The following is a 25,629-nucleotide window of genomic DNA, read 5'->3' as shown; positions in this document are numbered from 1 at the left end:
ATTGCGCAGTTACTTAAGAGAACCCGACCTGATGAAATGGATTTACTCTGTTAGCCTCGCTGTTTCCCTTGCCGTGCAACCCGCGTTTGCGGACGATCTGTTCGGCCCCCATCCAATGACGGAACAGGCGCGCGACGCCTTTGTTAATCAGCTGCTGAGCAAAATGACGCTGGATGAAAAGATTGGGCAGATGCGCCTGATCAGCGTCGGTCCGGATACGCCAAAAGAGGCGATTCGCGACATGATTCAGCACGGCCAGGTCGGGGCGATTTTCAACACGGTAACGCGTCCGGATATCCGCGCCATGCAGGATCAGGTCATGCAGCTCAGCCGCCTGAAGGTGCCGCTGTTCTTTGCCTATGACGTGGTGCACGGCCAGCGCACTATTTTTCCGATTCCGCTTGGCCTCGCCGCCAGTTGGGATCTGCAAGCCGTTAGCGAAGTGGGACGCATTTCAGCCTATGAAGCGGCAGACGACGGCCTCAACATGACCTGGGCGCCGATGGTGGATGTGTCGCGCGAACCGCGCTGGGGCCGCGGCTCTGAAGGGTTTGGCGAGGATACCTATCTCACGTCGCAGATGGGCAGTGCGATGGTCAAAGCCATGCAGGGCAAGAGCGCAGCCGACCGCTACGCCATCATGACCAGCGTTAAGCACTTTGCAGCTTACGGCGCAGTAGAGGGCGGTCGTGATTACAACACCGTCGACATGAGTCCGCAGCGCCTGTTCCAGGATTATCTGCCGCCGTATAAAGCTTCGCTGGATGCCGGCAGCGGCGGCGTGATGGTGGCGCTCAACTCGCTGAACGGCACGCCGGCCACCGCCGACAGCTGGCTGCTGAAAGATATTCTGCGCAACGACTGGAAATTCAAAGGCATCACCATCAGCGATCACGGTGCCATCAAAGAGTTAATCAAACACGGCGTCGCCAGCGATCCGCAGGATGCCGTGCGCATTGCGCTGAAATCCGGCATCGACATGAGTATGAGCGACGAGTATTACAGCAAATACCTGCCGGGACTGGTGAAAAGCGGCGCGGTGAGCATGGCGGAAATCGACGATGCGGCCCGTCACGTGCTCAACGTTAAATATGACATGGGCCTGTTCAACGACCCGTACAGCCATCTCGGTCCGAAAGGCAGCGATCCGCAGGACACCAATGCGGAAAGCCGCCTGCACCGGGCGGAAGCGCGCGACGTGGCGCGCCGCAGTATGGTGCTGCTGAAAAACTGGCATGAAACCCTGCCGCTGAAGAAAGAGGCCACCGTGGCGCTGGTGGGACCGCTGGCCGATAGCCAGCGCGATATCATGGGCAGCTGGTCGGCTGCGGGCGTGGCGAAGCAATCTGTCTCGCTGCTGCAGGGCATGCGCAGCGCCATGGCCGGCAAAGGCACCGTGCTGTATGCCAAAGGGGCCAATATTTCCGATAACAAAGGTATCCAGAACTTCCTCAACCTGTATGAGCAGGCGGTCAGCGTCGATGCCCGTTCGCCACAGCAGTTGATTGACGAAGCGGTCGCACAGGCGAAAAAAGCGGACGTGGTAGTGGCGGCAGTGGGCGAGGCGCAGGGCATGGCGCATGAAGCGTCGAGCCGCAGCGACCTGGTGATCCCGCCGAGCCAGCAGAAGCTGCTGGCGGCCCTGAAAGCCACCGGGAAACCGCTGGTGATTGTGCTGATGAATGGCCGTCCGCTGGCGCTGGTGAATGAGGACCGCATGGCGGATGCGATGCTGGAGACCTGGTTCAGCGGTACCGAGGGCGGTAACGCCATCGCCGATGTGCTGTTCGGTGATTACAACCCATCAGGCAAACTGCCGGTGTCATTCCCGCGCTCGGTCGGGCAGATTCCGATTTATTACAATCATTTGCCAACCGGCCGTCCGTACAATTTCGAGAAGCCGAACAAGTACACCTCGCATTACTACGACGCGGTCAACGGTCCGCTCTATCCGTTTGGTTACGGTTTGAGCTATACCCAGTTCAGCGTGTCGCCGGTGAAGATATCTGCCCCGACCATGCCGCGTAACGGCACAGTGGAAGCCAGCGTGACGGTGACGAATACCGGCAAACGCGATGGTGCCACGGTAGTGCAGCTGTACCTGAACGATCCGGTTGCCAGTATCAGCCGTCCGGTGCAGGAGCTGCGCGGCTTCCAGCGCATTATGCTGAAGGCCGGCGAGTCGCAGACCGTGCGCTTTAAGATTGATGTCGATGCGCTGAAGTTCTGGAATCAGAAGATGCAGCACGTCGCCGAGCCGGGCAAATTCAACGTGATGATCGGGCTGGATTCGGTCAGAACCCAGGATGCGCAGTTCGATTATTTGTAATTGAGGGTTTGTTATCCTGATTTTCCCTCACCCTCTCCCGGCGGGAGAGGGAACCGATCAAACCGACTTTTAGCGGATATTATCCTCTGACCTGCCAGCTTCAGCGGACTGCCCCCTCTCCCGCGCGCGGGAGAGGGCTGGGGTGAGGGAAAAGGTCATTAGCGCAAGAACGAACAAATGAATCTCCGCCACCGCATTGAACAGCAGGTCTTTCGCCTTAACGGCCTGTCGCTCAACGAATTTGACATCTCTCAACCGCCGGGTGATCCCGGCCTGTTCGGTCCTGACCACATCATCTGGCAGGTGCACGGCGACTTTCCCGCGATGCTGTGCGGCGGCATCAGCGCGCTGATGCTACAGATGCTGCATCCGGCGGCGCTGGCGGGCGTGTGGGATCACTCCAGTTTCCGCCAGGACATGCTCGGCCGGCTGCGGCGCACCAGCCAGTTCATCGCCGTCACCACCTTCGGCAACACCGCCGATGCGCATACCCTGATTGAGCGGGTCAAACGCATCCATCTGCGCGTTACTGGCATCGATAACACCGGCAAACCCTATGCCGCCAGCGATCCGCATCTGCTCACCTGGGTGCACGTTGCAGAAACCAGCCGCTTTCTGGCCGCGCATCTGCGTTACAAAAATCCGCAGCTCAGCCTCGCCGATCGCGATCGTTATTACGCCGAAGCGGCGCGGGTAGCGGAAGCGCTTGGTGCGCAGCAGGTGCCGAAAAGCGTAGAGGCGGTTGAGGCCTATTTACAGACGATGCGGGCAGAGCTGGTTTACGATGCACGTACTCACGAAGTGATGCAGCTGCTGCTTAACGCGCCGGCACCCAGCTGGCAGGCGAAACCGGCGATGCGCATCATGCTGCGGGCGGGCTGTGGTCTGCTGCCCGACTGGGCGCAACAGCTGATGCAACAGCCGATCGGGCCAGTGGCGCAATGGCGGATTGATAAGCAGATCGCGTTGATTGCCGCCCTGTTGCGCTGGTCAATTCAGCGTGGCGCCTGGGCGCGTGCCATGCAGCGCATGGGGCGCGATCCGCGTTACAGGTGAAATTCATCCTGCTTGCTGGTGTAGCTGCGCGGCGTGCGCGCCTCGCGTTTCAGCAGGAGCTGGCGCTGCTGATAGTGATGCAGCAGCATGCCCAGGCCAACGCCCAGTAGCGCCAGCGGCACTAGTGTGTAGTAGATATCCAGCGGCAGCAGCACCAGCAGCGCGATGGCAGCGACGATCAGAGTCAGGGCTGCCATCACCCACGTATAGCGGACAAACAGCCACAGTAGCAGGGCGAGAATCACGATTTCGCGCAGATTGAGATCGAGGGTTTGCAGCACCATGACGACAGCTCCGCAACAGAAGAGTGCGCTGACAATAGCATGCGAAGCGGTAAAAGAATCGCAAAAAAATCTGAAGCTTCGCCGCCGCTGCCCCCGCCATTCTTAAGCCGGGCTGAACGATGGCCTGGCGCACTTTGAGAGTTTTACCCTTGTGTCACATGGCGCGAGTGCCGATCCTGCTCTATTCTCGGGGAAAATGGATCCCTCCAGGCATTGTCGAGGCGTTATGACACACCAACCTCTGATTGCTGAGGTGCCGAATCAGCAACACACTTTAACCGCCATCGTCGAACAGGATGCGCGTACCGCCTATTTTTATATCTGGCCGAACGACCTGTTCCGCAGTCAGTACGCCGTGCGCGGCTGCTGGTTGCGCAATCTGCTGCCGGCACCGGCGCAGGAAGATCGCGAAGCGATGGAGCAGGGTATTGCGCCGCTGCTCAGCGCCAGCTATTGCCGCACGCTGGAAGCGGAGCCGATGCTCGATCCGGCCGGCCTGCAGATTCTGTGGGAGCCCAGCGACGACGGTGCCGCGCTGTGGTATTACGGCCAGCTGCTGGCGGTGATCCCTGGCTGGAGCCTGTATCAGGACAAGCAGGTCAGCTTCTCGGCGGGCTGCATCAAAGAGAACCGTCTCACCGCGCCGCTCGGTTCGGCCTCCACCAACGATTACTACGCGCGCGCCGAACAGCAGCGTCATTTCTGGCGTGACTGGCACGATGGCCAGCAGTGGGATCGCGTGCAGAGCGAACTGCTGCAACGTTACCAGGCGCAGTTTGGTGAGTCGGTAAAATATTACGCCATCGATCAGGGCAACTGGCCGCCGATGGCGATTTCGCAGCACTGGCATAACGGCGTGTGGTATTTCTTCACGCTCGGCATGAGTATCCGGCCGATGCCGCAGGTGGATTACCTGTTTGACGAGCTGGCACCGCAGTACCGGCGTGTAGAGCTGGCGATGGCGGTGGATGGTGAAGTGATGACCGAGGCCAACGCGGTACAGATGGCCAGCGCGCTGGCGGAGTTTGCTCATCTGCCGTGGGCGCGGCTGACGTGGATTGGCGAAGGGCACACGCTGGCGTCGGAAGTCGCGCCGGTCGGCTTTGAAAGCTTCCTGCTGGCCAACGGGCTGGCGGGCGAAAACGCGCAACTGCGGCTGCCGAAGCGCGACGGCGATCGGCCAAATCTGCTGTGGGCGACGCCGATCACCGAAGCCGAGCGACTGTTTGCCCAGGCGGACGATCGCGGCGGCCAGCAACTGCTGCAGCGTTTGCTGGCGCAGGGCAGCGATCATGTGTTCCGTCCGCGCCAGGAAGTGGTGGAGCCCGCACCGTAGTGCCTGCCGAAAAAGCCCCGATATACCCCTCTGGCAGCGACCAGGCGGGTATTAACCGCATGCTTCCCGTTCCAGCCATGCGACAAAGCGGTTTAGCGACGATGATTTATCCACGTCAGGCGCAATTAACGCCACGTAGCGGCTTCCCTTCGCCTCAACAGCTAACGGGGTGACAAGCCGGTTGCCCTGCAGATCATGTCCCAGCATTTGTATTCCACCGATACCCACACCGACGCCATCAATAATCGCCTGCAGACTAATATAATTGTGTTCGAATCGCTGAAAACGTTCCGGGCGCACCTCGCCGACGCCAGCCTGCTTCATCCACCGTTCCCACTCACCTGACCGCGTACTGGATAACACGACAACGTGGGTCGCCAGGTCTGCAGGGGTGTTCAGCGCTTTTGTGGCTAACAGTTTCGGCGCGGCAATCAGGGTGAGCTTTTCCTCAAATAACGCTTTCTTGTCAAAGTAACGCCATTCAGGTTTGTTCAGCGCATCCCGGCGAATCAATACGTCAAAGCCTGATAGCCCTTTCACCTCCGAACTGTTTGAGGTGGATACCGAGATTTCAATGTCAGGATATTGGCTATGGAATGCCGGCAGGCGCGGGATCAACCAGTGCATCGCAAAGGTGGTTTGCGCATTGACGCGTATCGTGCGGGTGTTAGGTGTTTTGCCAAAGCGCACCGCAGCATCGCTGATGATGTCAAAAGCGGTGCTGATCTCTGCGGCAAAAGCCCGGGCATGCTCCGCCGCCACGCTGCGCTGTCCCTGACGTTCAAATAACGGTTGCCCCAGCCACTCTTCAAGCACTTTGATCTGGCGGCTAAAGGCACCGTGAGTCATCCCTAATTCCTCAGCCGCGTCACTCAGGCTGTTGGCGTGCGCGGCCGTTTCGAACAGCCGCAATGCATTCAACGGCGGCAGGTTACGTTTTTTCATCTGTGACTTTTAGTATCAAGAGTGGGCAATATTTATCGATATTATGATCGAATCGCCCTGATTAAGATGCGTGCTTTGCCGTTGAAAATGAGGAAAGTCAGTGGGTGATTATCTCTTTGTGACGCTGATCGCGATCCTCTCCGGGGCGCTGAGTGGCGTCATCGGCACCGGTTCTTCGTTACTGCTGCTGCCGCTGATGGTCAGCAATTTCGGCCCCAGAGTGGCGATGCCAGTCATGGCTATCGCCGCAATCCTGGGAAATCTCTCGCGCATCGCGGTCTGGTGGCGTGAAATCGACTGGCGCGCCACTCTGGCCTATAGCCTGCCTGGCGTGCCAGCTGCGTCGTTAGGCGCACATGTGCTGCTCTCTTTACCTGCCTGGCTCATTGATGGTGCGCTGGGGCTGTTTTTCTGGGTGATGATTTTGGTCAGACGCAACCTGAAAAACAGTCACTGGACGCTCTCGATAAAGCAGTTAGGGCTTTGTGGTGGCGTGGTGGGTTTTCTGACAGGACTGGTTCTCACCACCGGACCGGTGAGCGTGCTGATTTTTACCGCCTATGGATTAAGCCGTGGCGCGTTTATTGGCACGGAAGCATCGAGCGCCTTGCTGTTATATTTCAGCAAGGTCAGTACGTTCGCCTTCCAGCAGGCGCTCTCAATGCAGGTTGTGCTCACCGGTGTGTTAGTGGGCAGTGGCATTATGCTGGGCACCCTGAGCACGAAGGTGATAGTCCAGAGACTGTCAGTCACACAATTTGCCGTGCTGATAGACGCCATTCTGTTTATTTCCGGCGCAGGATTAATCGTTAATGCCTGGTCAGGAGCACCCTAGCGTTACGTTTCATTGTTTGCAGTCTCTTCATTGCTGAGGAACAGCAGGGTAATGACGGTGACAATAAGCGCTCTTATGATCACGCTATTCAATCAGTTAACCATTTTGTGATCTTGCGCACCTCAAGTTCTTCTGTAACAAGCCGTTAACCTCGATCAGGCAACTCGCCACACCAGGGTAAGGGCACACCGATGTTAAAAACCACACAATCCCGTTTCACCGCGACCTTAGTCGCATTCTTCGTTGTTCTTATGCTGGTCACCGTCCTGGTGATCAACCAGTTCATCGCGCCACAGCTTAGCCAGAACGAAAGCCGGCTGGTGCGCTATGAGGTGGATGGTCTCGCCGGACGTATCGTCGAGCAGATGAACCGCGTGCAGGCGCAGCAGCGTGCCATTACCGAAGCGGCGGGCGTGATGGACAGCGCCGCCATTGATACGCTGCTGCCGGCGCTGGTTAACCAGTATCAGGACAGCAACGTGTTCGGCGGCGGTATCTGGCCGTTACCCAACCGGCGCGATCCGGCGAAAGAGAAAGACAGCTCGTTCTTTGCGCGTAACGCCAGCAACCAGCTGCAGGTCAACACCTACTGGAACTCCGATGCTGCCGACAAATACTGGGAGCAGCCGTGGTACAAAGATGGCATGGCCGCAGAAAAAGGCCAGTGCGCGTGGGCGAAGGCTTATCAGGATGCTGCCAGCCCGCAGCCGCGCACCAACTGCGCCATGGCGATTTACCGTAACGGCACTGTGTGGGGCGTCTCAACCATTGACGTCACGCTCGGCTTTTTCAACCAGCTGGCGCAGCAGATGGGTGAGGCGATTCATGGTCGCGTACTGATTGTCGAAGCGGACGGCAAAGTGGTCGGCAATGCCGCGTTGCTGGAGGGTACGCCGAAGCTGGAAAATCTGGCTGACACCCAGCTGCCAATGGCGGCGGCGCTGAAAGGGCTGCTGGCACAGGCCGGTTCTCAGCCGTCGCAAACCACCTTCAGCGGAGAAGATGGTGAGCACACGCTGTTCCTGCAGGCCATTCCCGGTAGCCCGTGGTATCTGGCCAGCGACGTGCCGTCCGCGCTGCTGGATGCGCAGACGCACAGCATGCTGACCCGTCTCGGCCTGGTCCAGATCCCGCTGGCGATTCTGCTGCTGCTGGTGCTGCTTGGCTTTGTCCGCGCGATGATGAAACGCCTGAATCTGCTGCATCAAAACATCGAAGCGCTGTCGACCGGTGGCGCAGATCTGACGCAGCGTCTGCCGGCCAGCAATAGCCCGGAGTTCAACGCCGTGGCGCAAAGCTTTAACCAGTTCATCGCCCATTTGCAGGGGCTGATGCGCCAGGTGGGCGACAGCGCACTGGCGATTACCGCAGCTTCACGCGAAATTGCCAGCGGCAACGCCGATCTCTCGGCGCGGACGGAATCGCAGGCGAGTTCCATTGTGCAAACCGCCGCGTCGATGGAAGAGCTGACCGGCACGGTGCGTCAGAACGCCGACAACGCCACGCACGCTAACCAGCTGGCAGATGGCGCGTCTCAGGTCGCGGCGCGCGGCAGTGAAGTGGTGCGTCAGGTGGTCAGCACCATGGGCGAAATCCATCACTCCTCGCGTAAGGTGGTGGATATCATCAGCGTCATCGACAGCATCGCTTTCCAGACCAACATTCTGGCGCTCAACGCGGCGGTAGAAGCGGCACGCGCCGGTGAACAGGGACGCGGGTTTGCCGTGGTGGCATCGGAGGTACGCAATCTGGCGCAGCGTTCCGCCAACTCCGCGCGCGAAATCAAGAAGCTGATTGAGGAGTCGGTGGCCAATATCGACACCGGCAGCCAGCTGGTGGAGCAGGCCGGACAAACCATGGACGAGCTGATGCAGGGCGTCAGCAGCGTCACAACGCTGATGAGCGAAATCATGTCCGCCAGCCGCGAGCAGAGCATGGGGATCGAACAGGTGAACGTGGCGATTACCCAGCTCGACGGCAGCACCCAGCAGAACGCGGCGCTGGTGGAGCAGGTCTCGGCAGCGGCGCGCGCCATGGAAGAGCAGAGCGTGCAGCTTGAGCAGGTGGTGCACGGCTTCAAACTGTAATTCATCCCGTCAGAGAGCACAGCGGCGCGTTTTTTGCGCCGCTGTCACGCTTTTTCCCGCCTTTTTCTGCTGAATTATCTGCTGGCTGCTAAGCTTACTGCTTATCGCGCCAGCGCACGGAATGTGCGCGATTTTCTCCGCTGCCGCTTCCGCTATTGTGTACAATAGTGGGGATTTTTCCGAAGGAGTTGTCATGCCCGCCATTGAAGTTATCCTCGTTGACCACCTCGATCGTCCCACCGGCAAGATGGAAAAGCTGGAAGTGCATGAGAAAGGATTGCTGCATCGTGCGGTAACGGTTTACGTGTTCAATTCGCGCCATGAACTGTTGCTGCAGCGCCGGGCGCAAAGCAAGTATCACTGCGGCGGTTTGTGGAGCAATACCTGCTGCAGCCATCCCTACCCGCAGGAACCGACGCGCGATGCGGCTGAGCGCCGCCTGCGTGAAGAGATGGGACTGGATCTGGCGTTAACGCCGGTGTTTGAACTGAGCTATAACCTGCCGCTCAGCAACGGTCTGATCGAACATGAGTACGGTCACGTGTTTTTCGCCATCAGTGACGAAGTGCCGGTACTCAACCTTGATGAGGCTGACGACTGGTGTTACCGCTCAGTCGAACAGATTCAGCAGGAGATGCGCGACAATCCGGCAAAATTCACGCCGTGGTTCCTGCACACATTCCCGCGCATCCCCAACACGCTGGGCGATTTCCGCCTCACCGCCTGAGCCAACGCCTCATCGCTGAGGCGTTATCCGCTTACTGAAAATCTTCCGCATCGACGTCATAGCCTGACGGTTCCCAGCGAATCGCCAGCAGCGCCAGTAATCCGGCCAGCGGTGCGAGCAGGATCACCCAGAACACGCCGGTGCCGAACGCCGCGACCAGCAGCGGAAACACAAACAGGGATACCGTCGAACTGGCGCGCATCAGCGTCTGATTAAAGCCGACGCCCACGCCACGCAGCGAAGCCGGATAGCTCAGCGAGGCAAAGGTCATGGTGTGCGAACCTGGACCAAACCCCTGGCCGAACAGGAACAGCGCCAGCATGGCAATCGCCAGGGCCGCTTCCTCGCCGCCGGCCGGGCGACCAATCAGCGCCAGGCCCAGCAGCGCCGCACACTGGCAGGTGTAACCGGCTACCGACATCTTCCATGCGCCCAGCCGCGGCACCAGCCGTACCGCCAGCAGCCCCCCGACAAAGGCAAACAGCAGGTTAAGCGCCAGCGAGACCAGAATGGTGGTCAGCATCGACTGCGCGAGGAAGCTGGAGATGATCACCGGCAGGCCAAAGGCCACGGCGTTATAGGCGAACGACGAGGCAATCGAGGTTATCGTTGCCAGCAGCGTACGGCGGCGGTAAACGCCCTGCAGCAGCGCGCCGTAGTTGCGCCAGCTGGCTTTACGTACTGGCTGTGCGGCAGTGAGATCGGCATCCTGCGCGACCTCCGCGTTGATGTTATACGACCGCCGCAGGATTGCCGCTGCACCCTGCAGGTTGCCCTGATTTGCCGCCCAGATCGGTGATTCGCTCATGTAACGGCTACGGATGGCGATGATCAACAGCGCCGGTACCGCGCCAAAGCCGAGGATCAGCCGCCACAGCCAGTCAGTATGGCTCTCTGGCAGCACCGCATACAGCAGCAGCACCAGCAGATAGGAGATGCTGATCGCCGCGTACCAGGTGGGACACCACATCGCGACGCTGGCGGCCTTATTGCCCTGACCGCGCAGTCGGGAAAACTCCGCCAGAAACGCCATCGCCACCGGCAGATCGATGCCGACGCCGAGCCCCATTACAAAGCGCGCCGCCGCCAGCACGTACTCGTTCGGCGCAAAGGCACAGGCCAGTGCCGCCACCACGAAAAAGAACATATCGGCCATAAAGACCCGATAGCGGCCAATTTTATCGGTGAGATAGCCACCGATCAGCGCGCCAACAATCGCGCCAAAGGTGATAGCCGACGCCACCATGCCAGTGCCGGCGGGCGTCAGATTGAATTCGCGCGTGACATCTTTAATACCGAAGGCCAGCGCACCGAGATCGTAGGCATCGAGAAAAACCCCGCCCAGCGCAATGGCGATGACGATGCGTGCATTGCTGCGCGAGGCGTTACTGTTATTGACCAGCCGCGTCACGTCGGCCGCGCTGCGAATCCACTGCGTCTCGCCCTGCGGCGTATTCCCTGCCAGCGCCACGTGCGCCGAAGAAGTTAAGTCAGACATGATGTTGTGTGATTTATTGTAAAGAGTGGGGCTATGAGCATAAGCCGCGCCACGGATGTGAAAAATTCTATTTGGTTATAAGTGCAACCAAAGCGTTCTATAAAACCGGCAACGGATAGCAGAAAAAGAACGAATTGCGCCGCTTGACCGCACCCATCCCGTTTCGCCAGGCTACGCTTGATAATCACTGAAAGAAAATAATGCTGAGGAAAGCGCCATGATTAAGCAGGGTTTATTGGGGATGATCGCATTCGCGATGAGTGTCGGGGCCGTGCAGGCAGCGGACCCGGTCAAGGTAGGTTCCAAGATCGATACTGAAGGTTCGCTGCTCGGCAACATCATTCTGCAGGTGCTGAACCAGCATGGGGTAAAAACCGTGAATAAAATCCAGCTCGGTACCACGCAGGTGGTGCGCGGCGCAATCACCGCCGGTGAGCTGGATATCTACCCGGAATATACCGGCAACGGGGCGTTCTTCTTCAATGATGAGAAGGACGCGGCGTGGAAAAACGCGCAGCAGGGCTTTGAGAAGGTGAAAAAGCTCGATGCAGAGAAAAATCATCTGGTGTGGCTGACGCCAGCACCGGCTAACAACACCTGGACCATTGCGGTGCGCGGCGATGTCGCGCAGCAGAATAACCTGAAATCCCTCGACGATCTCAGCGCTTACCTGAAAAAAGGCGGCACCTTTAAGCTGGCGGCGTCGGCGGAGTTCATCGAGCGCAGCGATGCGCTGCCGGCGTTTGAGAAAGCCTACAACTTCAAGCTGGGCCAGTCACAGCTGCTGTCGCTGGCCGGCGGGGACACCGCCGTTACCATCAAAGCGGCCGCCCAGCAAACGTCCGGCGTCAATGCGGCGATGGCTTACGGTACCGACGGCCCGGTCGCGGCGCTCGGCCTGCAAACCCTGAGCGACCCGAAGGGCGTGCAGCCGATTTACGCGCCTGCGCCGGTGATCCGTGCCAGCGTGCTGCAACAGTACCCGCAGATTGCCGACTGGCTGCAGCCGGTATTTAGCAAGCTGGATGAGAAAACCCTGCAGCAGCTCAACGCGCAAATCGCCGTTGACGGACAGGACGCCAGCCAGGTGGCGCAGCAGTGGCTGCAGCAGAATAAGTTGCTGTAAGCGGTGCTGTCACGGATAAACCGACCGCGCCAGCAGCCGGTGCTGCTGGTGCTGACGCTGCTGATCACGCTGGCGCTGGGAGCGCTACCGCTGCTGAGCTATGCGGCCAACCGGCTGGTCTCCGGACAGCCGCTGATGCTTTGGCAGGTAACGGCGGGCTGGCTGCTGCTGCTGCCGCTGTTATGGCTATGGCTGGGATTGTGGTGGCCGCCAGGTCGCGGTGCGGCGCTGGCGCAGCTGCTGGGCGCGGAGCTACTGTTCGCCCTGCTGATTGGCATCGGCGGCCACGCCGCCAGTGAGCTGGCCCGCAGCGGCAGCCCGCTGGCGCGCACCGCGCTGGGCAGCGGCCTATGGTGTGCGGCAGGATTAGCGCTGCTGCTGGCCGCCGAAGCGATTCGCCAGCTTAGCCAGCAGACGCCGCTGCGTATTCTGCTTAATCTGCAACTGTGGCTGCCGCCGCTGATACTGCTGCTGAGTGGTCAGCTTGACGCGCTGTCGCTGCTGAAAGAGTACAGCAATCGCACCGCCGTCTTTAACGCCGCGTTCAGCCAGCATCTGCTGCTGCTGGGCGGCACGCTGTTGCCCACCTTGCTGATTGGTCTGCCGCTGGGACTCGCCATCGCGCGTCGCGCCCGCTGGCAACATGCCGCCTTCAGCGTGCTGAATCTGATCCAGACCGTGCCGTCTGTGGCGCTGTTTGGCCTGCTGATTGCACCGCTGGCCGGGCTGGCGGCGCATTTTCCGCAGCTGGCGCGCCTCGGTATCAGCGGGATTGGCGTCGCGCCGGCGCTGATTGCGCTGGTGCTGTATGCACTGCTGCCGCTGGTGCGCAGCGTGGTTGCGGGGCTGCAGCAGGTGCCGCAGGAAGTGCGTGAAACCGCGCGCGGCATGGGCATGAGTAGCTGGCAGCAGTTCTGGCACGCTGAGCTGCCGCTGGCGCTGCCGGTGTGGCTCTCCGGACTGCGCGTGGTGGTGGTGCAAACCGTCGGGCTGGCGGTGGTCGCCGCACTGATTGGGGCCGGCGGCTTCGGCGCCATTGTGTTTCAGGGATTGCTGAGCAGCGCGCTGGATCTGGTGCTGCTGGGCGTGATTCCGGTGGTGGCGCTGGCGGTGATATTCGATGCGCTGCTGCGATTGCTGTCGGCGCTGCTGGAGAGAGGACATGATTGAATTTCATCAGGTGAGCAAAGCGTTCGCCGGTAAAGAGGCGATTCGCAACCTGTCGCTAAAGATTGAGAAGGGCAGTTTTACCGTGCTGATCGGCACGTCCGGCTCGGGTAAATCCACCACGCTGAAAATGATTAACCGGCTGGTTGAGCATGACAGCGGTGAAATCCGTTTTGCCGGTGAGCCGATCGAGCAGATGGATGCGCGCGCGCTACGGCGGCGCATTGGCTATGCCATTCAGTCCATCGGCCTGTTTCCACACTGGAATGTGGCAAAAAATATTGCTACCGTGCCGTCGCTGCTCGGCTGGCCGCGGGAAAAAATTGCCGCACGGGTTGAGGAGCTGCTGGCGCTGCTCAATCTCGACAGTCAGCTGGCGACGCGCTATCCGCACCAGCTCTCCGGCGGCCAGCAGCAGCGTGTTGGCGTGGCGCGCGCGCTGGCCGCCGACCCGGAACTGCTGCTGATGGATGAACCCTTCGGCGCGCTCGATCCGGTCAACCGGCAGGCGCTGCAGCAGGAGATGCTGCGCATTCAGCAGCTGTCGGGGCGCACCGTGGTGCTGGTGACGCACGATATCGACGAAGCGTTAACCCTCGCCGATCAGCTGGTGCTGATGGACGGCGGAGAGATTGTGCAGCAGGGACGGCCGATTGACCTGCTGACGCAGCCTGCCAGTGATTTCGCGCGCCAGTTCTTTGGCCGCAGCGAGCTGGGCGTGCGTCTGCTGGCGCTGGGACGGGCCGGCAGTGCGGCGCGGCGCGGTGAGTGGCTGGAGGCGGAACCGATCGCCGCCGGGCTGACGCTGCGCGAGGCGCTGTCGCAGTTTATTGCGCGCCGCACCGACAAATTACCGGTTGTCGATCAGCATCAGCAGCCGCTGGGCGTGCTGCACTTTAGCGATTTGCTGCGACAGCAGGAGGCGGGCTGATGCGAGTGCTGCGCGATCCGCTCTACTGGCTGCTGGGGGTATTTCTGCTGTTGCTGTGGGGTTTACCGCACAGTGCGCCGCTGTTTGCGCACTGGTTTCCACAGCTGGAGCGTCCGCTGTACCAGCAGGAGAGTTTCTGGCAGCTGGCGCTGGCCCATCTGCTGCTGGTGATCAGCGGCAGCGCGCTGGCGATTGTGGTGGGCGTTGGCTGTGCGGTCTTCGCTACCCGTCACGGCGGCAGGGCGTTCCGCCCGCTGCTGGAGACGCTGGCGGCTGCCGGTCAGACCTTTCCGCCGGTGGCGGTGCTGGCGATTGCCGTGCCGGTCATGGGCTTTGGCGCTGCGCCGGCGGTGATGGCGCTGTTTCTGTATGGGCTGTTGCCGATTCTGCAAGGCACGCTGGCGGGACTGGACAGCGTTCCGGCCAGCAGCCGTGAGATCGCCGTCGGTCTGGGAATGGGACCGTGGCGGCGTCTGTGGCAGATAGAGCTGGCGCTGGCGGCACCGGTGATTATGGCAGGCGTGCGCACCTCTGTGATGATCAACATCGGCACCGCGACCATCGCCTCAACCGTCGGAGCGGAGAGTCTGGGTTCGCCGGTGATTATCGGTCTGAGCGGCTTCAATACCGCCTATGTGATTCAGGGCGCGCTGCTGGTGGCGCTGCTGGCGCTGATCTGCGACCGGCTGCTGGAGCGGTTGCAGCACGCACTCAGTGGGTATGCAGAATAAGGCTGTAGCCAACCAGCATCATGCCGCCCATGCCGCCAATCGCCATGATGGCAAACAGGGTGCCAATGAGAATTTTATTCCAGTTCATAGGTAAACCTGAGAAAAGTCATGAAGTGCGGCATGATAACGCGCACATGCGGTAAGGCAAAGGCCGCATGTGCGATTTTTCAGGTGGGTTCGTGGACGTGAATCGAGAAGCCCTGAGCCTGCCAGTGTTCGAACTGCTCCAGCTGGCGGCGCGTCGGCTTTTTACCGGTCCAGATAAACAGATGCTGGCCGGGAAACAGCTCCGGACGCGGCATATCCAGTGGTTCTGCCAGCACATCAATGCGCCAGCCCTGCTGCGCTAAGCGCCAGGCTTCCAGCCAGATGCGGGTGCGATCTTCTACGCCCCAGCCAATCATTAAGGCATCTTTGCCGGCTTTTTTACGCGCGCCTGCCAGACAGAACGCGACATAATCAATCAGCGCGCCGTCCAGCAGACTGCACATGGTGCGGGCGGTATTTTGATCCAGCCCGAGACGCTGGCGTACCGGTACAAAAACGTGGTCAATCAGCGCATCGACCGGGTGTTCACGGCCAATGGTGGCGATTTTGGTGCGCAGCTTGGAGGCGCGCACGTGGCGCAGCACGCTCATCAGCTCTTCCTGCAGCGCCGTCCAGCCGTCATGCACGTTGAAGGTCTCTCCTTCAAGCAGGGCTTTGACTTTGCCAACAGGCACACCGCTCTCTATCCAGCGTTTGATCTCTTCGATCCGCTGAACATCTTCATCATCAAATTGTCGATGACCACCCTCAGTGCGCTGCGGCTTTAACAATCCATAACGACGCTGCCAGGCGCGCAGGGTTACCGGGTTAATTCCACAGCGCTCGGCAACATCACCGATACTGTATAAGGCCATGGCATCCTCTAAAATTCTGACCTGCATAACAACACCTTAACCGCCAGAGTGAGCTTGTACAATGATTATTTTATTGTACAACTTGACCCACTGCACGATTTCGGGCTTTATCTCTTATGTGAGATTTATTTCCCGAAAATGAGAGGTTGAAGATGTCTGCTCTAAATACGGAAGATCGGCTTGCGGCACGTCTGGCGGAATTACGCCTGCAGCGCGGCTGGTCGCTGGATGAACTGGCTCTGGCAACCGGCATTAGCCGGGCATCATTGTCGCGCATTGAGCGCGCCGAGACCAGCCCTACCGCCGCTTTGCTTAATCGCTTGTGCGTGGCCTACGGTTTAACCATGTCGCGACTGCTCAGCGAAGTAGAAGAAGAAGCGGCGCTGCTGCTGAAAGCGGAGCAGCAGCCGGTCTGGCAGGATACGCTCAGCGGCTTCCAGCGGCGCAACGTCTCGCCGCCGGCCAGTCAGTTTAAAGCGGAGCTGGTGGAGGGCGTGCTGCGTCCGGGCGCGCGCATTGATTATGATGCGCCGCCGGTACAGGGGCTGGAACAGCACATCTGGCTGCAGTCGGGCGAGCTGACCATCACCATGGAGACGCAGAGCTGGACGCTACAGGCCGGCGATTGCCTGCGCTTCCACCTCAGCGGACGTTCCTCTTTTCAGGCGCATGCCGAAGGCGGCGCGCGCTACATTCTGGTGGTGTGCAAACCATGATTGAAATCGACTCTCTCAGCGCTACCCAGGCGCAGCCGCTGCTGGCGTCACTGTGTGAGGTGCTGCACGGCTGCGTGGCAGACGGTGCCAGCGTCGGCTTCATTGACGCAGACGATCGCGCAGTGATGGCGCGTTTCTGGCAGGACAAAATTTACAGCCTGGCGAGCGGCGATAACCAGCTGCTGGTGGCCTGGCAAGCGGGCGAGATAGTGGCCACGGTGATGCTGGGCTTCAGCAGTATGCCCAACGGCCGCCATCGCGCGGAGATCAGCAAGCTGCTGGTGCATCCGCGTGCGCGACGTCAGGGCATTGCGCGCCGTCTGATGTTACGTGCCGAGCAGCTGGCGCAGCAGCAGGGTAAAACGCTGCTGGTGCTGGATACGCGCAGCGGCGATGTTGCCAGCGCGCTCTATCTGTCGCTCGGCTGGCAGGTGGCGGGTTCGATTCCGTACTATGCCGAATCCACGGCCGGCGAGCTGGATGCTACCACGGTGATGTATAAGCGGCTGGCGTAAGCGTTCTGGTTGCTGTTACCGGACGCCGCCTCTCCCTTGTCCACAGGCTGCCTCTCCCTCTCCCGGTGGGAGAGGGCCGGGGTGAGGGCATCAGCGTACACTTTCCCATCCCGTGCCAGCAGAAACCCGGTCACATGCACCAAATCAGTGCGCCGCCGCCGCATCGCTCAACCCCAGCGCCTGCATAAACAGCCGGATGATAGGATTTATTTTCCGGCCTTTCTTCATCACCAGACAAAATGCGGTTTCGCGCCGCAGCGTGTCATCGCCCAGCTCACACAGTTGTCCGCGGGCAATAAACGGAGCGGCATAATGTTCCGGTAAATACCCAATAAAGTGACCGGTTAAAATCAGCATGGCTACCGATTCCACCTGCACCGCCTGCACACCGCTCTCCTGCACCGGAATCAGGCGGCGTTCATCGCGCGGAGTAACATATAAATGATTAATAATTTTCTGCTGACGTAATACGTCCACCGAAATATTTTTATCGCAAGATCCGCAATAGAGAGGATGTGACGCAGCGCAATATAATTTTGCGTATTCTTTATAAAGTTCGAAGTAATCAAACTCATTTTTCATTTCATACACGGGCGCAATGCCGCAATGAAAACGCCCTTCGCTTATGCCGCGTTCAATATCATCCAGCTGGGCGGTCTGCAGACGAATCTGCACCTTTGGCGCTTTCTGGTGCAGCTGTTGCACCGCACTGGTGACCGGCGAGTGCGGATCGCTAATGGTGTTATCCACCACGCAAATCGCGATGTCGCCCAGCAGCTCGTTGCGACTATTGTGCAGCCGCTCGCGAAACAGGTTGAGCGACACGAACAGCTCCAGCGTGGCCTGATAAACATTGATGCCGTACTGCGTCAGCTCAAAACCTTCACGGCCGCGGCTGCACAGCGTCATGCCCAGCCGAATCTCCAGGTCAGAAACCTGTTTACTGATCGCCGCCAGGCCAATATTTAATTCGTGACTGGCGGCGGTTAATCCGCCGGCTTCCACCACGCATTTAAATACCCGCAGCAATTTTAAGTCGATATTACTCAGCGCCAGAACCGCATTATCGCCGCGATTATTCGCATTGTTTCCAGACTGGGAAACTTTACTTTCCATTTTTGCTATTCAACTCCGGAATAATTGCGGTGAAAGTACAGTGAATCTGAAATACCACCTATTTGCCAGCGTGGCAATAAAATAAGTTTTTATTATCGCTGCCGGCTGAATCCAAACTTTTTCATATTGCTGCGGCTGATTTGTGAGGGAAATAGCATGTCTGAGAATGCCGAACTGTTATGGGGCGCACGTTTTAAAGCGGCTCCGGCAGCCAGTTTAACCGCGCTGTCGCGTAGCCCGGATTATTACTTTGCGCTGGCGCCGTACGACCTCGCCGGTTGCCGCGCCCATGCGCGCGAGCTGGCGCGTGCCGGGCTATTGAGCGCTGACGAGCTGGATACCATGCTGGCGGCGATTGATGCGCTGGACGCCGATTACCGCGCTGGCCAGTTGCAGCCGATTGCCGCCGATGAAGACGTGCATACCTTCATCGAACGCGCGCTGACAGAACGCCTCGGCGCGCTGGGCGGCAAGCTGCGTGCCGGCCGTTCACGCAACGATCAGACCGTCAACGATCTGCGTCTCTACCTGCGGGATAACGGCCGCAAGCTGGTGAGCGCGCTGTTGCAGCTGCAGCAGGCGCTGGTGACGCAGGCCGCGCAACACACTGACAGCGTCGCGCCCGGCTTCACCCATCTGCAACAGGCGCAGCCGATTGTGTTTGGCCATCAGCTGCTGGCGCATGCCCAATCCTTCGCGCGTGACATTGAGCGTATGCAGGACTGGGATCGCCGCAGCGCGCGCTGTCCGCTGGGCGCGGCGGCGATGGCCGGTTCGGCGATTGCGCGTCAGCCAGAGCTGGCCGCCGCCGATCTCGCTTATCTGGCACCGTGTGAAAACTCGATCGATGCAGTCGCCAGCCGCGACTACGCCGCGGAATTCCTGTTCGTCACCAGCATGATCGGCATCAACCTGTCCCGGCTGTGTGAAGAGGTGTGCCTGTGGGCGTCACGGCAGTTCCGCTGGGTGGAGCTGCACGACAGTTATGCCACCGGCAGTTCGATCATGCCGCAGAAGAAAAATCCGGACATTGCCGAGCTGACGCGCGGCCGCAGCGGCCGGCTGGTCGGTAACCTGATGGCGCTGCTGACCACCATGAAAGCCATGCCGCTCTCTTACAACCGCGATCTCAGTGACGACAAACGTAACGTGATTGATGCGGTCGACACGCTGCTGATGGTGCTGCCTGCCATGGCCGGCATGATGGCGACGCTGAAATTCAACACCGGAGTGATGCGCGAGCAGGCGCCGGATGGCTTTACGCTGGCGACCGAAGTGGCCGACTGGCTGGCAATGCGCGGCGTGCCATTCCGCGAGGCGCACGAGATTACCGGCCAGCTGGTGCAGCTGTGTGAACGCGAAAACTGCGGCCTGGCCGATCTCAGCGATGCGCAGCTGCACGGCGTCGATGCACGGCTCACGCCCGAGGTGCGTCAGGCGTTAACGCTGGAAGCGGCGCTGGCAGCCCGCAGCGGCTACGGCGGCACCGCGCCGGCACGGGTGCGCGAGCAGCTGGCCCGTCTGCAAACCCTGATGCAGGACCAGCAGCGCTGGGCCGATGACTACGCCGGACCGCGCGCCTGAGGAGAGCCTATGTCACACACCACACCGGTTGAACCATCGGTCAACAATGGCCGCGTCCAGCCCCATTACGATCTCGATCGCTATCAGGTGGTGCCGCGCCGCTATTATGGCCGCATCACCGCATCGGCAGTGATCCTCGTGCTGCTGGCGCTGCTGGTTAACGCCTTTGCGCACGGCAATATTGAGTGGTCGTTCGTCGGCCAGTTCTTCACCGCGCAGGCGATCCTTAACGGCGTGGTTAACACGCTGATTATGTCGGTGCTGGCGATGGCGCTGGGCATCCTGTTTGGCGTCATCACCGCCATCATGTACATGTCGCCCAATCCGGTGCTGCACTATATCGCGGTGGGCTATGCGTGGATCTTTCGCGGCACGCCGCTGATTCTGCAACTGCTGCTGTGGTTCAACCTGGCGCTGGTGTTTCCCACCATCAGCATTCCCGGTCTGTTCAGCGTGCAAACCGTCACGGTGATGACGCCGTTTCTCGCCGCGCTGCTCGGCCTGAGCATCAATCAGGGCGCGTACACCTCAGAAGTGGTGCGCGCCGGGCTGTTATCGGTGGATACCGGTCAGTATGAAGCCGCCAAAGCCATCGGCATGCCACGTTTGCAGGCGCTGCAGCGCATCATTCTGCCGCAGGCGATGCGGGTGATTCTGCCGCCGGTCGGCAATGAGTTCATCAGCATGATCAAAACCACCAGTCTGGCCAGCATGATTCAGTACTCCGAGCTGCTGTACAACGCGCAAACCATCTACTTCGCCAACGCGCGCGTGATGGAGCTGCTGTTTGTGGCGGGCATCTGGTACCTGATTATCGTGACGCTGCTGTCGTTCGGGCAGAGCCAGCTGGAACGCTACTTCTCACGCGGCCATCGTCGTCGCCAGTAACCGGGAGTGAGAGATGAGAAACATCGTGCGCGCCGTCAAGGTGAACAAATATTTCGATCAGTTCCACGCGCTGAAGGACGTCAGCCTGGAAGTGAACTACGGCGAGGTGATGTGCATTCTCGGCCCGTCGGGTTCCGGTAAGAGCACCTTTCTGCGCTGTATCAACCAGCTGGAGAAAGTGGATCAGGGCGGCATCTGGGTCGACAACGAACTGGCGGGCTATCGCATTGCCGGCAACAAGCTGCACCCGCTGAGTGACAAACAGATTGCGCGCCAGCGGCTGCAGACCGGTATGGTATTTCAGCGCTTCAACCTGTTTCCGCACAAGACCGCGCTGGAGAACATCATCGAGGGGCCGTGTCGCGTGCTGCTGCGCCCGAAACGCGAGGCCAGCGAAGAGGCGATGGCGCTGCTGGATCGCGTCGGACTGGCGCACAAAGCGCACGACTATCCGCAGTCGCTCTCCGGCGGTCAGCAGCAGCGCGTGGCGATTGCCCGCGCGCTGGCGATGAAACCCAAACTGATGCTGTTTGATGAACCGACCTCGGCGCTCGATCCGGAGATGGTCGGTGAAGTGCTGGCGGTGATGCGCCAGCTGGCAAAAGAAGGCACCACCATGCTGGTGGTGACCCACGAAATGGGCTTTGCGCGTGAGGTCGCCAACCAGGTGGTGTTTATGGATGAGGGACGCATTATTGAGCAGGGCGCACCGGAAGAGATTCTGCTGAACCCGCAAAACCCACGGATGAAAAACTTTATCAACGCGATTCTTCTTTAACGTGACCGGGGTGAATAGATGAAAAAATTGTTATTGAGTGCCATCAGTGCCGCGCTGCTGCTGCAATCCTCTGCCTGGGCGGAGATTGCCGTACCGGCCAGTATCAAAGAGAAAGGGCTGACCGTCGCCATCATGCCGAACTACCCGCCGATGGATTTTAAAGATCCGGCCACCAATCAGCTGAGCGGCGTCGATTATGAGCTGGGCCAGGCAATTGGCGAGAAGCTCGGCGTGAAGGTTAACTGGCAGGAGATCGCGTTTGAACAGATGGTCAACGCGGTGGTGACCAAACGCGTCGATCTGGTGATGTCCGGCATGACCGACACCAAAGAGCGGCAGAAGGTGGTTAACTTTATCGACTACTTCAAAACCGGTCCGCAATTCTACACCCTGGCGGCGCGCAGCGACATCAACAGCGCCACCGATCTGTGCGGCAAAAAAGTAGGCACCAGCCGCCGCACCACCTTCCCGCAGGAGATTGCTACCTGGTCAAAAGCGCACTGCGAAGCGGCCGGTAAACCTGCGATTATCGTGGTGGGCGCGGAAGGCACCGCCGATGCGCGCACGCAGCTGCGTCAGCGTCGTCTGGATGGCGCGGTACAGGGCAGCGAAACCCTGCCGTACATCATGAACCTGGAAAAAGGCACCTTTAAGCCGCTGGATAAAGCCTTCTCCTTCCAGTACACCGGCATGGCGCTGGGTAAAGATGCCGGTGAGCTGACCACGGCGATTCAGGCAGCCATCAATGCCATGATTGCCGATGGCAGCTACCAGAAAATCCTCAGCAAATGGGGCCTGAGCGACAACGGCATTGCCGAAGCCACGGTGAATCAGGGCTAAGGAGCGGGCGTATGCAACAACCGGGCGCAGTACGCTGGCCGCAGGGCAAGCGTGGCTGTATGGCGCTGGCGTTTGATCTTGATGGTCCCACTGGCGATGCCATGCTCAATGGCAGCCTGTGGTCAACACCAGAGTATTTCACCTTTGGCGCCTACGGGCCGTTTCGCGCGCTCGGTCGGCTGCTGGATCTGCTGCGCGCCTTTCAGCTGCCGGCCACGTTTTTTGTCCCGGCGTGGGTGGTGGAGCAGTGGCCGCGGCAGTGCCAGGCGATTATCGAACAGGGCCACGAAGTGGCCTATCACGGTTATCGCCACGAATCGTTCTGGGCGATTACGCCAGATGAACAGCGCGCTGTGATGGCGCGCTCTGCCGCCATCTTTCAGCAACATCTTGGTATCCGCGCCTGCGGTTTCCGCACCCCTTCCGGCGACTGGCACGCCGAAACGCCGCAGATTCTGCGGGAAGCCGGGGTGATTTACTCCAGCAGCATGCGCGGTGACGATCGGCCGTACAGCATTGCCGTCGCCGGGCATACGCCGCTGGTGGAGATTCCCGGAAAATGGGAGATGGATGATTACGCCTCGCTGGCCTACACGCGCCAGCCGGATTTTCCGCAGGGCGGCGACCGCATCGCCAGCTATGCGCACACCGGTGATAACTGGCAGCGCGAATTTGACGGCGCGATGGCCGAAGGACTGTGCCTGACCACGCTGTTCCACCCGAAAATTTCCGGGCAGCCCGGCCGTTTGCTGTTGCTGGAGCAGCTGTTTGCCCACATGACGGCGCGCGACGATGTGTGGTTTGCGCGCTGTGATGCGGTGGCCGCGTGGTATTTGCAGGAGCAGCAACATGACTGAGCATTCACGCTGGCCGTCGGGCAAACAATCGGCGGCCATCATTACCATCGACTATCACGATATTCACGGCATCCTGACGCAGGCCCCTGCGGTCGCCGGGCGCGATAAAACCCTGTCGGTGTGGCGCTATGGCACGCTGCGCGGCGTTGATCGTCTGCTGGATCTGCTGGCAGAGAAACAGCTGCTGGCCAGCTGGTGCTTACCGGCCATCGTCGCCGAAGAGCAGCCGCAGGTGCTGCAGCGTATTGTCGCCGCCGGGCATGAGATCGCCTGCAGCGGTGAGCGACACGAAGACTTCTCGGCGCTGACCCTGGCGCAGCAGATTGCCAGCGTAACGCGCGGCTGCGAGCGGCTGGCGCAGCTGACCGGCCAGCCGATTGCCGGGTTTCGCACGCCGGCCGGCCAGTGGAAACCGGGCCTTGCTGCGGCGCTGGCAACGCACGGCATCCGCTGGTCCTCCAGCTGGCGCGGTGATGACTTACCCTATTTTCACCCCGGCACCCGGCTGGTGGAGCTGCCCATGCACTACACGCTGGAAGATGCGCCCTATTTTGCCTTCAACCTCAGCCCGGCGATTCCGCCCGGACAGTCGCGCATCGCGCCCTATGGCGAAACGCTGGCTAACCTGACGCAGGATTTCCACGGTTTTCACCGTTTCGGCCTGTGCTACCTGTTGCGGCTGCACCCGGAAATTATCGGCACCGCCGGACGCATTGGCCTGCTGCGTCAGCTGCTGGAAACGCTGCAGCAGCATGACGTGTGGATCGCTACTGCCGGCCAGGTGGCCGCGCACTGGCAGACGCAGCCGGATAACGATGCCGATCATCCGGCAGAGGTGTTTGCCCGGGTCAGCGGAGGCGAACATGGACACCACGCTTGATCGGCTGGCGGACTTCATCGCAGCCACCCGCTTTGCCCAGCTGCCGGAACCGCTGGTAGCGCAGGCGAAGCGCCATCTGCTGGATACGCTCGGCGCGGCGCTGGCGGGCTGTGACAGCCCGATCTGGCGCGAATGCCGGGCGCTGGTGGCTGAAGAGGGCGGCAGCACCGTGGCGCAGCTGTGGGGCTGTGCGCAGCAAGCTTCCCCGCGCCAGGCGGCGTGGCTCAACGGCGTGGCGGCGCACATGTATGAACTGGACGACACCGGCGGCTGCGATCACTCCGGTGCCGTGGTGTTACCGGCGCTGCTGGCGGCACTGCCGCTGGCGACGCAGCCGGTCGACGGGCGGGCATTTCTCACCGCGATGGTCGTCGGTTATGACATCGGCCGCCGCGTGCTGGAAGCCTGCGGGGGGTATGCTGCGCACAACGGTGCGGGCTGGCACTCAACTGCCAGCTGTGGCGTTTTCGGCGCGGCGGCTGCCGTCAGTTGCTTGCTGCGGCTGCCGGCCGCGCAGTGTGCCTCGGCGCTGGGCATCGCAGCCAGCTTCAGTGGTGGCCTGTGGGGCTTTATTCATGATGGCTCGCACACCAAAAAGCTGCACGCGGCGCGCGCGGCGGAAGGGGGCGTACAGGCGGCACTGCTGGCACAGCGCGGCATCAGCGGACCGGCCGCGGTATTTGAGGCGCGCTGGGGCGGCTTTCTGCAAACGCTGGCCGGTGAAACGCAACAGCCCGCCGCGCTCACGGCCCAACTGGGCGAGGTGTGGAAACTGGCGCGCTGTTCCATCAAACCGTACGCCGCCTGTCGCGGTACGCATGCGGCGATCGATGCGCTGGATCAGCTGCTGCGGCAGCATGCGGTGGCAACCGGAGACATCGCGCGCATCGTGGTCGGGCTCAATTCGTTCCTGCTGGAGATGTGCGGCACGCGTGAGCTCACCAGCCTCGCCGCCGCGCAAATGAGCCTGCCGTATGCGCTGACGGCGCGCGCGCTGTATGGCTCCGCGGAGCTGGTGAGTTATGACGACAGCCGTCGCCTGAGTGCGGAAGCTGCCGCGCTGATGGCGCGTATTGCGCTGGAGATTGACCACCAGCAGGGGCGCGATGATGAGCCGTGGGTCCGGCTGGAAACGGTGCAGGGCCAGCAGTGGCAGCAGCACGTCGCGGTGCCGTCGGGATCGCCGGCGAATCCGCTGAGCGACGCGGCGCTGCGCGCCAAATACCGCAGCCTCGCCGCGCGCGTCTTGCCGGCGGCACAGGTGCAGCAGCTGGAAACGCTGTGCCTGACGCTGGATAACGTGGCGGATGTGCGGCAAGTCGCGGTGTTACTGGCGACCCGGTAAAAGTGGGGAGCCAGCCATGGCGTAATGCCGGTCGGTCAGGCCAGCGCGACCTGATGATGACAGTGCGCATAAATGCGCACCCTACAAAAACGCGCGCTGGCCCGTAGGGTCGCCGTTTACGGTGACCTGGGATTTACCACATCCATTGCGACCGCA

24 protein-coding genes are annotated in these 25,629 nt (G+C 60.5%); 19 read left to right on the top strand and 5 right to left on the bottom strand.

Annotated features, from left to right (window positions below):
• Positions 1 to 31 precede the first annotated feature (31 nt).
• Together bglX and K7H94_RS12660 are read left to right on the top strand one after the other, a co-directional pair.
• Entirely contained in the window at positions 32 to 2,329 is a 2,298-nt protein-coding gene (bglX, locus tag K7H94_RS12665) for a beta-glucosidase BglX (RefSeq protein ID WP_222951143.1), read from the top strand.
• Positions 2,330 to 2,506: 177 nt separating this feature from the next.
• Positions 2,507 to 3,385 carry an oxygenase MpaB family protein gene (locus tag K7H94_RS12660; protein WP_222951142.1) on the top strand — a complete coding sequence of 293 codons (879 nt, stop codon included), beginning with the start codon at positions 2,507 to 2,509 and terminating at the stop codon, positions 3,383 to 3,385.
• Here K7H94_RS12660 and K7H94_RS12655 read toward each other — a convergent pair.
• Positions 3,376 to 3,669: a hypothetical protein gene (locus K7H94_RS12655; RefSeq protein WP_215480127.1), complete on the bottom strand. Its 294-nt coding sequence runs from the start codon at positions 3,667 to 3,669 to the stop codon at positions 3,376 to 3,378. The two genes, K7H94_RS12660 and K7H94_RS12655, sit on opposite strands and share 10 nt — an antisense overlap.
• Before the next feature lie 226 nt (positions 3,670 to 3,895).
• On the opposite strand from K7H94_RS12655, the gene K7H94_RS12650 reads away from it, so the two are divergent.
• Positions 3,896 to 5,005, top strand: a complete 1,110-nt coding sequence (locus tag K7H94_RS12650; RefSeq protein WP_058757833.1) for a suppressor of fused domain protein — start codon at positions 3,896 to 3,898, stop codon at positions 5,003 to 5,005.
• Between the two features lie 51 nt (positions 5,006 to 5,056).
• Here the strand turns inward: K7H94_RS12650 and K7H94_RS12645 are convergent, their stop codons facing one another.
• Positions 5,057 to 5,950 (bottom strand): LysR substrate-binding domain-containing protein, encoded by an 894-nt coding sequence (locus K7H94_RS12645; protein WP_222951141.1) that lies wholly within the window; start codon positions 5,948 to 5,950, stop codon positions 5,057 to 5,059.
• Positions 5,951 to 6,050: 100 nt separating this feature from the next.
• On the opposite strand from K7H94_RS12645, the gene K7H94_RS12640 reads away from it, so the two are divergent.
• The 3 genes from K7H94_RS12640 (at position 6,051) to idi (ending at position 9,599) form a co-directional block, all read left to right on the top strand.
• On the top strand, positions 6,051 to 6,785 hold the full coding sequence (locus tag K7H94_RS12640; protein ID WP_058757831.1) for a sulfite exporter TauE/SafE family protein: 735 nt from the start codon (positions 6,051 to 6,053) through the stop codon (positions 6,783 to 6,785).
• A 191-nt stretch (positions 6,786 to 6,976) separates the two neighbouring features.
• The gene (locus tag K7H94_RS12635) at positions 6,977 to 8,872 is read left to right on the top strand and encodes a methyl-accepting chemotaxis protein (RefSeq protein WP_058769488.1); all 1,896 of its coding nucleotides are present in this window, start codon (positions 6,977 to 6,979) and stop codon (positions 8,870 to 8,872) included.
• Positions 8,873 to 9,065: 193 nt separating this feature from the next.
• Complete coding sequence (gene idi, locus K7H94_RS12630) at positions 9,066 to 9,599, top strand: isopentenyl-diphosphate Delta-isomerase (protein WP_058757829.1); 534 nt, start codon at positions 9,066 to 9,068, stop codon at positions 9,597 to 9,599.
• A 31-nt stretch (positions 9,600 to 9,630) separates the two neighbouring features.
• Here the strand turns inward: idi and K7H94_RS12625 are convergent, their stop codons facing one another.
• Complete coding sequence (locus tag K7H94_RS12625; protein WP_104187061.1) at positions 9,631 to 11,097, bottom strand: MFS transporter; 1,467 nt, start codon at positions 11,095 to 11,097, stop codon at positions 9,631 to 9,633.
• A gap of 217 nt (positions 11,098 to 11,314) precedes the next feature.
• Between K7H94_RS12625 and osmF the strand changes: the two genes are divergently transcribed.
• Genes osmF through K7H94_RS12605 form a run of 4 tightly spaced genes read left to right on the top strand, consistent with a single transcriptional unit; the run spans position 11,315 to position 15,052 of the window.
• Positions 11,315 to 12,223 carry a glycine betaine ABC transporter substrate-binding protein OsmF gene (gene osmF / locus K7H94_RS12620; protein WP_222951140.1) on the top strand — a complete coding sequence of 303 codons (909 nt, stop codon included), beginning with the start codon at positions 11,315 to 11,317 and terminating at the stop codon, positions 12,221 to 12,223.
• 3 nt (positions 12,224 to 12,226) lie between these two features.
• Positions 12,227 to 13,393, top strand: a complete 1,167-nt coding sequence (locus tag K7H94_RS12615) for an ABC transporter permease (RefSeq protein ID WP_058780853.1) — start codon at positions 12,227 to 12,229, stop codon at positions 13,391 to 13,393.
• Positions 13,386 to 14,321, top strand: coding sequence for an ABC transporter ATP-binding protein (locus tag K7H94_RS12610; RefSeq protein ID WP_059011161.1), 936 nt, complete (start codon positions 13,386 to 13,388; stop codon positions 14,319 to 14,321). The genes K7H94_RS12615 and K7H94_RS12610 overlap by 8 nt, the downstream gene beginning before the upstream one ends.
• The gene (locus tag K7H94_RS12605; protein WP_058757824.1) at positions 14,321 to 15,052 is read left to right on the top strand and encodes an ABC transporter permease; all 732 of its coding nucleotides are present in this window, start codon (positions 14,321 to 14,323) and stop codon (positions 15,050 to 15,052) included. Before K7H94_RS12610 ends, K7H94_RS12605 begins: the two co-directional genes overlap by 1 nt.
• A 167-nt stretch (positions 15,053 to 15,219) precedes the next feature.
• On the opposite strand, the gene K7H94_RS12600 is transcribed toward K7H94_RS12605, so the two are convergent.
• Positions 15,220 to 15,954 (bottom strand): MerR family transcriptional regulator, encoded by a 735-nt coding sequence (locus K7H94_RS12600; protein ID WP_031279872.1) that lies wholly within the window; start codon positions 15,952 to 15,954, stop codon positions 15,220 to 15,222.
• A 152-nt stretch (positions 15,955 to 16,106) separates the two neighbouring features.
• Here K7H94_RS12600 and K7H94_RS12595 point away from each other — a divergent pair, with 152 nt between their 5' ends.
• Both K7H94_RS12595 and K7H94_RS12590 read left to right on the top strand, forming a co-directional pair.
• On the top strand, positions 16,107 to 16,670 hold the full coding sequence (locus K7H94_RS12595; RefSeq protein ID WP_058775322.1) for a helix-turn-helix domain-containing protein: 564 nt from the start codon (positions 16,107 to 16,109) through the stop codon (positions 16,668 to 16,670).
• Positions 16,667 to 17,185, top strand: a complete 519-nt coding sequence (locus K7H94_RS12590) for a GNAT family N-acetyltransferase (protein WP_222951139.1) — start codon at positions 16,667 to 16,669, stop codon at positions 17,183 to 17,185. The genes K7H94_RS12595 and K7H94_RS12590 overlap by 4 nt, the downstream gene beginning before the upstream one ends.
• A gap of 144 nt (positions 17,186 to 17,329) precedes the next feature.
• On the opposite strand, the gene K7H94_RS12585 is transcribed toward K7H94_RS12590, so the two are convergent.
• A complete protein-coding gene (locus K7H94_RS12585; RefSeq protein WP_021508451.1) occupies positions 17,330 to 18,301 on the bottom strand; it encodes a LysR family transcriptional regulator in 972 nt (323 codons plus the stop codon).
• A gap of 156 nt (positions 18,302 to 18,457) precedes the next feature.
• Here K7H94_RS12585 and argH point away from each other — a divergent pair, with 156 nt between their 5' ends.
• The 7 genes from argH to K7H94_RS12550 are packed head-to-tail and all read left to right on the top strand — an operon-like array spanning position 18,458 to position 25,473.
• Entirely contained in the window at positions 18,458 to 19,885 is a 1,428-nt protein-coding gene (gene argH, locus K7H94_RS12580) for an argininosuccinate lyase (RefSeq protein WP_222951138.1), read from the top strand.
• A gap of 9 nt (positions 19,886 to 19,894) precedes the next feature.
• Positions 19,895 to 20,773, top strand: coding sequence for an amino acid ABC transporter permease (locus K7H94_RS12575; RefSeq protein WP_021508449.1), 879 nt, complete (start codon positions 19,895 to 19,897; stop codon positions 20,771 to 20,773).
• Positions 20,774 to 20,786: 13 nt separating this feature from the next.
• Positions 20,787 to 21,551 (top strand): amino acid ABC transporter ATP-binding protein, encoded by a 765-nt coding sequence (locus K7H94_RS12570; RefSeq protein WP_021508448.1) that lies wholly within the window; start codon positions 20,787 to 20,789, stop codon positions 21,549 to 21,551.
• Positions 21,552 to 21,569: 18 nt separating this feature from the next.
• Positions 21,570 to 22,391, top strand: a complete 822-nt coding sequence (locus K7H94_RS12565; RefSeq protein ID WP_021508447.1) for an ABC transporter substrate-binding protein — start codon at positions 21,570 to 21,572, stop codon at positions 22,389 to 22,391.
• Between the two features lie 11 nt (positions 22,392 to 22,402).
• Complete coding sequence (locus K7H94_RS12560; RefSeq protein ID WP_021508446.1) at positions 22,403 to 23,248, top strand: polysaccharide deacetylase family protein; 846 nt, start codon at positions 22,403 to 22,405, stop codon at positions 23,246 to 23,248.
• Entirely contained in the window at positions 23,241 to 24,128 is an 888-nt protein-coding gene (locus K7H94_RS12555) for a polysaccharide deacetylase family protein (protein WP_132465439.1), read from the top strand. Before K7H94_RS12560 ends, K7H94_RS12555 begins: the two co-directional genes overlap by 8 nt.
• Entirely contained in the window at positions 24,112 to 25,473 is a 1,362-nt protein-coding gene (locus K7H94_RS12550) for an MmgE/PrpD family protein (RefSeq protein ID WP_222951137.1), read from the top strand. The genes K7H94_RS12555 and K7H94_RS12550 overlap by 17 nt, the downstream gene beginning before the upstream one ends.
• Positions 25,474 to 25,629: the final 156 nt, after the last annotated feature.

The sequence above is a fragment of the Pantoea dispersa genome, from assembly GCF_019890955.1.
GTDB classification, from domain to species: domain Bacteria; phylum Pseudomonadota; class Gammaproteobacteria; order Enterobacterales; family Enterobacteriaceae; genus Pantoea; species Pantoea dispersa.
Note: the sequence above shows the minus strand (reverse complement) of the source record. Positions and strands in the feature narration are given on the sequence as shown.

Excerpts from the sequence above, each read along its gene's own strand:
- K7H94_RS12655 (WP_215480127.1), bottom strand. The coding sequence starts at position 3,669 with ATGGTGCTGCAAACCCTCGATCTCAATCTGCGCGAAATCGTGATTCTC.
- K7H94_RS12600 (WP_031279872.1), bottom strand. The coding sequence starts at position 15,954 with ATGGCCTTATACAGTATCGGTGATGTTGCCGAGCGCTGTGGAATTAAC.
- K7H94_RS12575 (WP_021508449.1), top strand. The coding sequence starts at position 19,895 with ATGTCACACACCACACCGGTTGAACCATCGGTCAACAATGGCCGCGTC.
- K7H94_RS12635 (WP_058769488.1), top strand. The coding sequence starts at position 6,977 with ATGTTAAAAACCACACAATCCCGTTTCACCGCGACCTTAGTCGCATTC.
- K7H94_RS12565 (WP_021508447.1), top strand. The coding sequence starts at position 21,570 with ATGAAAAAATTGTTATTGAGTGCCATCAGTGCCGCGCTGCTGCTGCAA.
- K7H94_RS12660 (WP_222951142.1), top strand. The coding sequence starts at position 2,507 with ATGAATCTCCGCCACCGCATTGAACAGCAGGTCTTTCGCCTTAACGGC.
- idi (WP_058757829.1), top strand. The coding sequence starts at position 9,066 with ATGCCCGCCATTGAAGTTATCCTCGTTGACCACCTCGATCGTCCCACC.
- K7H94_RS12645 (WP_222951141.1), bottom strand. The coding sequence starts at position 5,950 with ATGAAAAAACGTAACCTGCCGCCGTTGAATGCATTGCGGCTGTTCGAA.
- bglX (WP_222951143.1), top strand. The coding sequence starts at position 32 with ATGAAATGGATTTACTCTGTTAGCCTCGCTGTTTCCCTTGCCGTGCAA.
- K7H94_RS12595 (WP_058775322.1), top strand. The coding sequence starts at position 16,107 with ATGTCTGCTCTAAATACGGAAGATCGGCTTGCGGCACGTCTGGCGGAA.
- K7H94_RS12610 (WP_059011161.1), top strand. The coding sequence starts at position 13,386 with ATGATTGAATTTCATCAGGTGAGCAAAGCGTTCGCCGGTAAAGAGGCG.
- K7H94_RS12585 (WP_021508451.1), bottom strand. The coding sequence starts at position 18,301 with ATGGAAAGTAAAGTTTCCCAGTCTGGAAACAATGCGAATAATCGCGGC.
- argH (WP_222951138.1), top strand. The coding sequence starts at position 18,458 with ATGTCTGAGAATGCCGAACTGTTATGGGGCGCACGTTTTAAAGCGGCT.
- K7H94_RS12570 (WP_021508448.1), top strand. The coding sequence starts at position 20,787 with ATGAGAAACATCGTGCGCGCCGTCAAGGTGAACAAATATTTCGATCAG.
- osmF (WP_222951140.1), top strand. The coding sequence starts at position 11,315 with ATGATTAAGCAGGGTTTATTGGGGATGATCGCATTCGCGATGAGTGTC.
- K7H94_RS12605 (WP_058757824.1), top strand. The coding sequence starts at position 14,321 with ATGCGAGTGCTGCGCGATCCGCTCTACTGGCTGCTGGGGGTATTTCTG.
- K7H94_RS12590 (WP_222951139.1), top strand. The coding sequence starts at position 16,667 with ATGATTGAAATCGACTCTCTCAGCGCTACCCAGGCGCAGCCGCTGCTG.
- K7H94_RS12555 (WP_132465439.1), top strand. The coding sequence starts at position 23,241 with ATGACTGAGCATTCACGCTGGCCGTCGGGCAAACAATCGGCGGCCATC.
- K7H94_RS12550 (WP_222951137.1), top strand. The coding sequence starts at position 24,112 with ATGGACACCACGCTTGATCGGCTGGCGGACTTCATCGCAGCCACCCGC.
- K7H94_RS12625 (WP_104187061.1), bottom strand. The coding sequence starts at position 11,097 with ATGTCTGACTTAACTTCTTCGGCGCACGTGGCGCTGGCAGGGAATACG.
- K7H94_RS12650 (WP_058757833.1), top strand. The coding sequence starts at position 3,896 with ATGACACACCAACCTCTGATTGCTGAGGTGCCGAATCAGCAACACACT.
- K7H94_RS12560 (WP_021508446.1), top strand. The coding sequence starts at position 22,403 with ATGCAACAACCGGGCGCAGTACGCTGGCCGCAGGGCAAGCGTGGCTGT.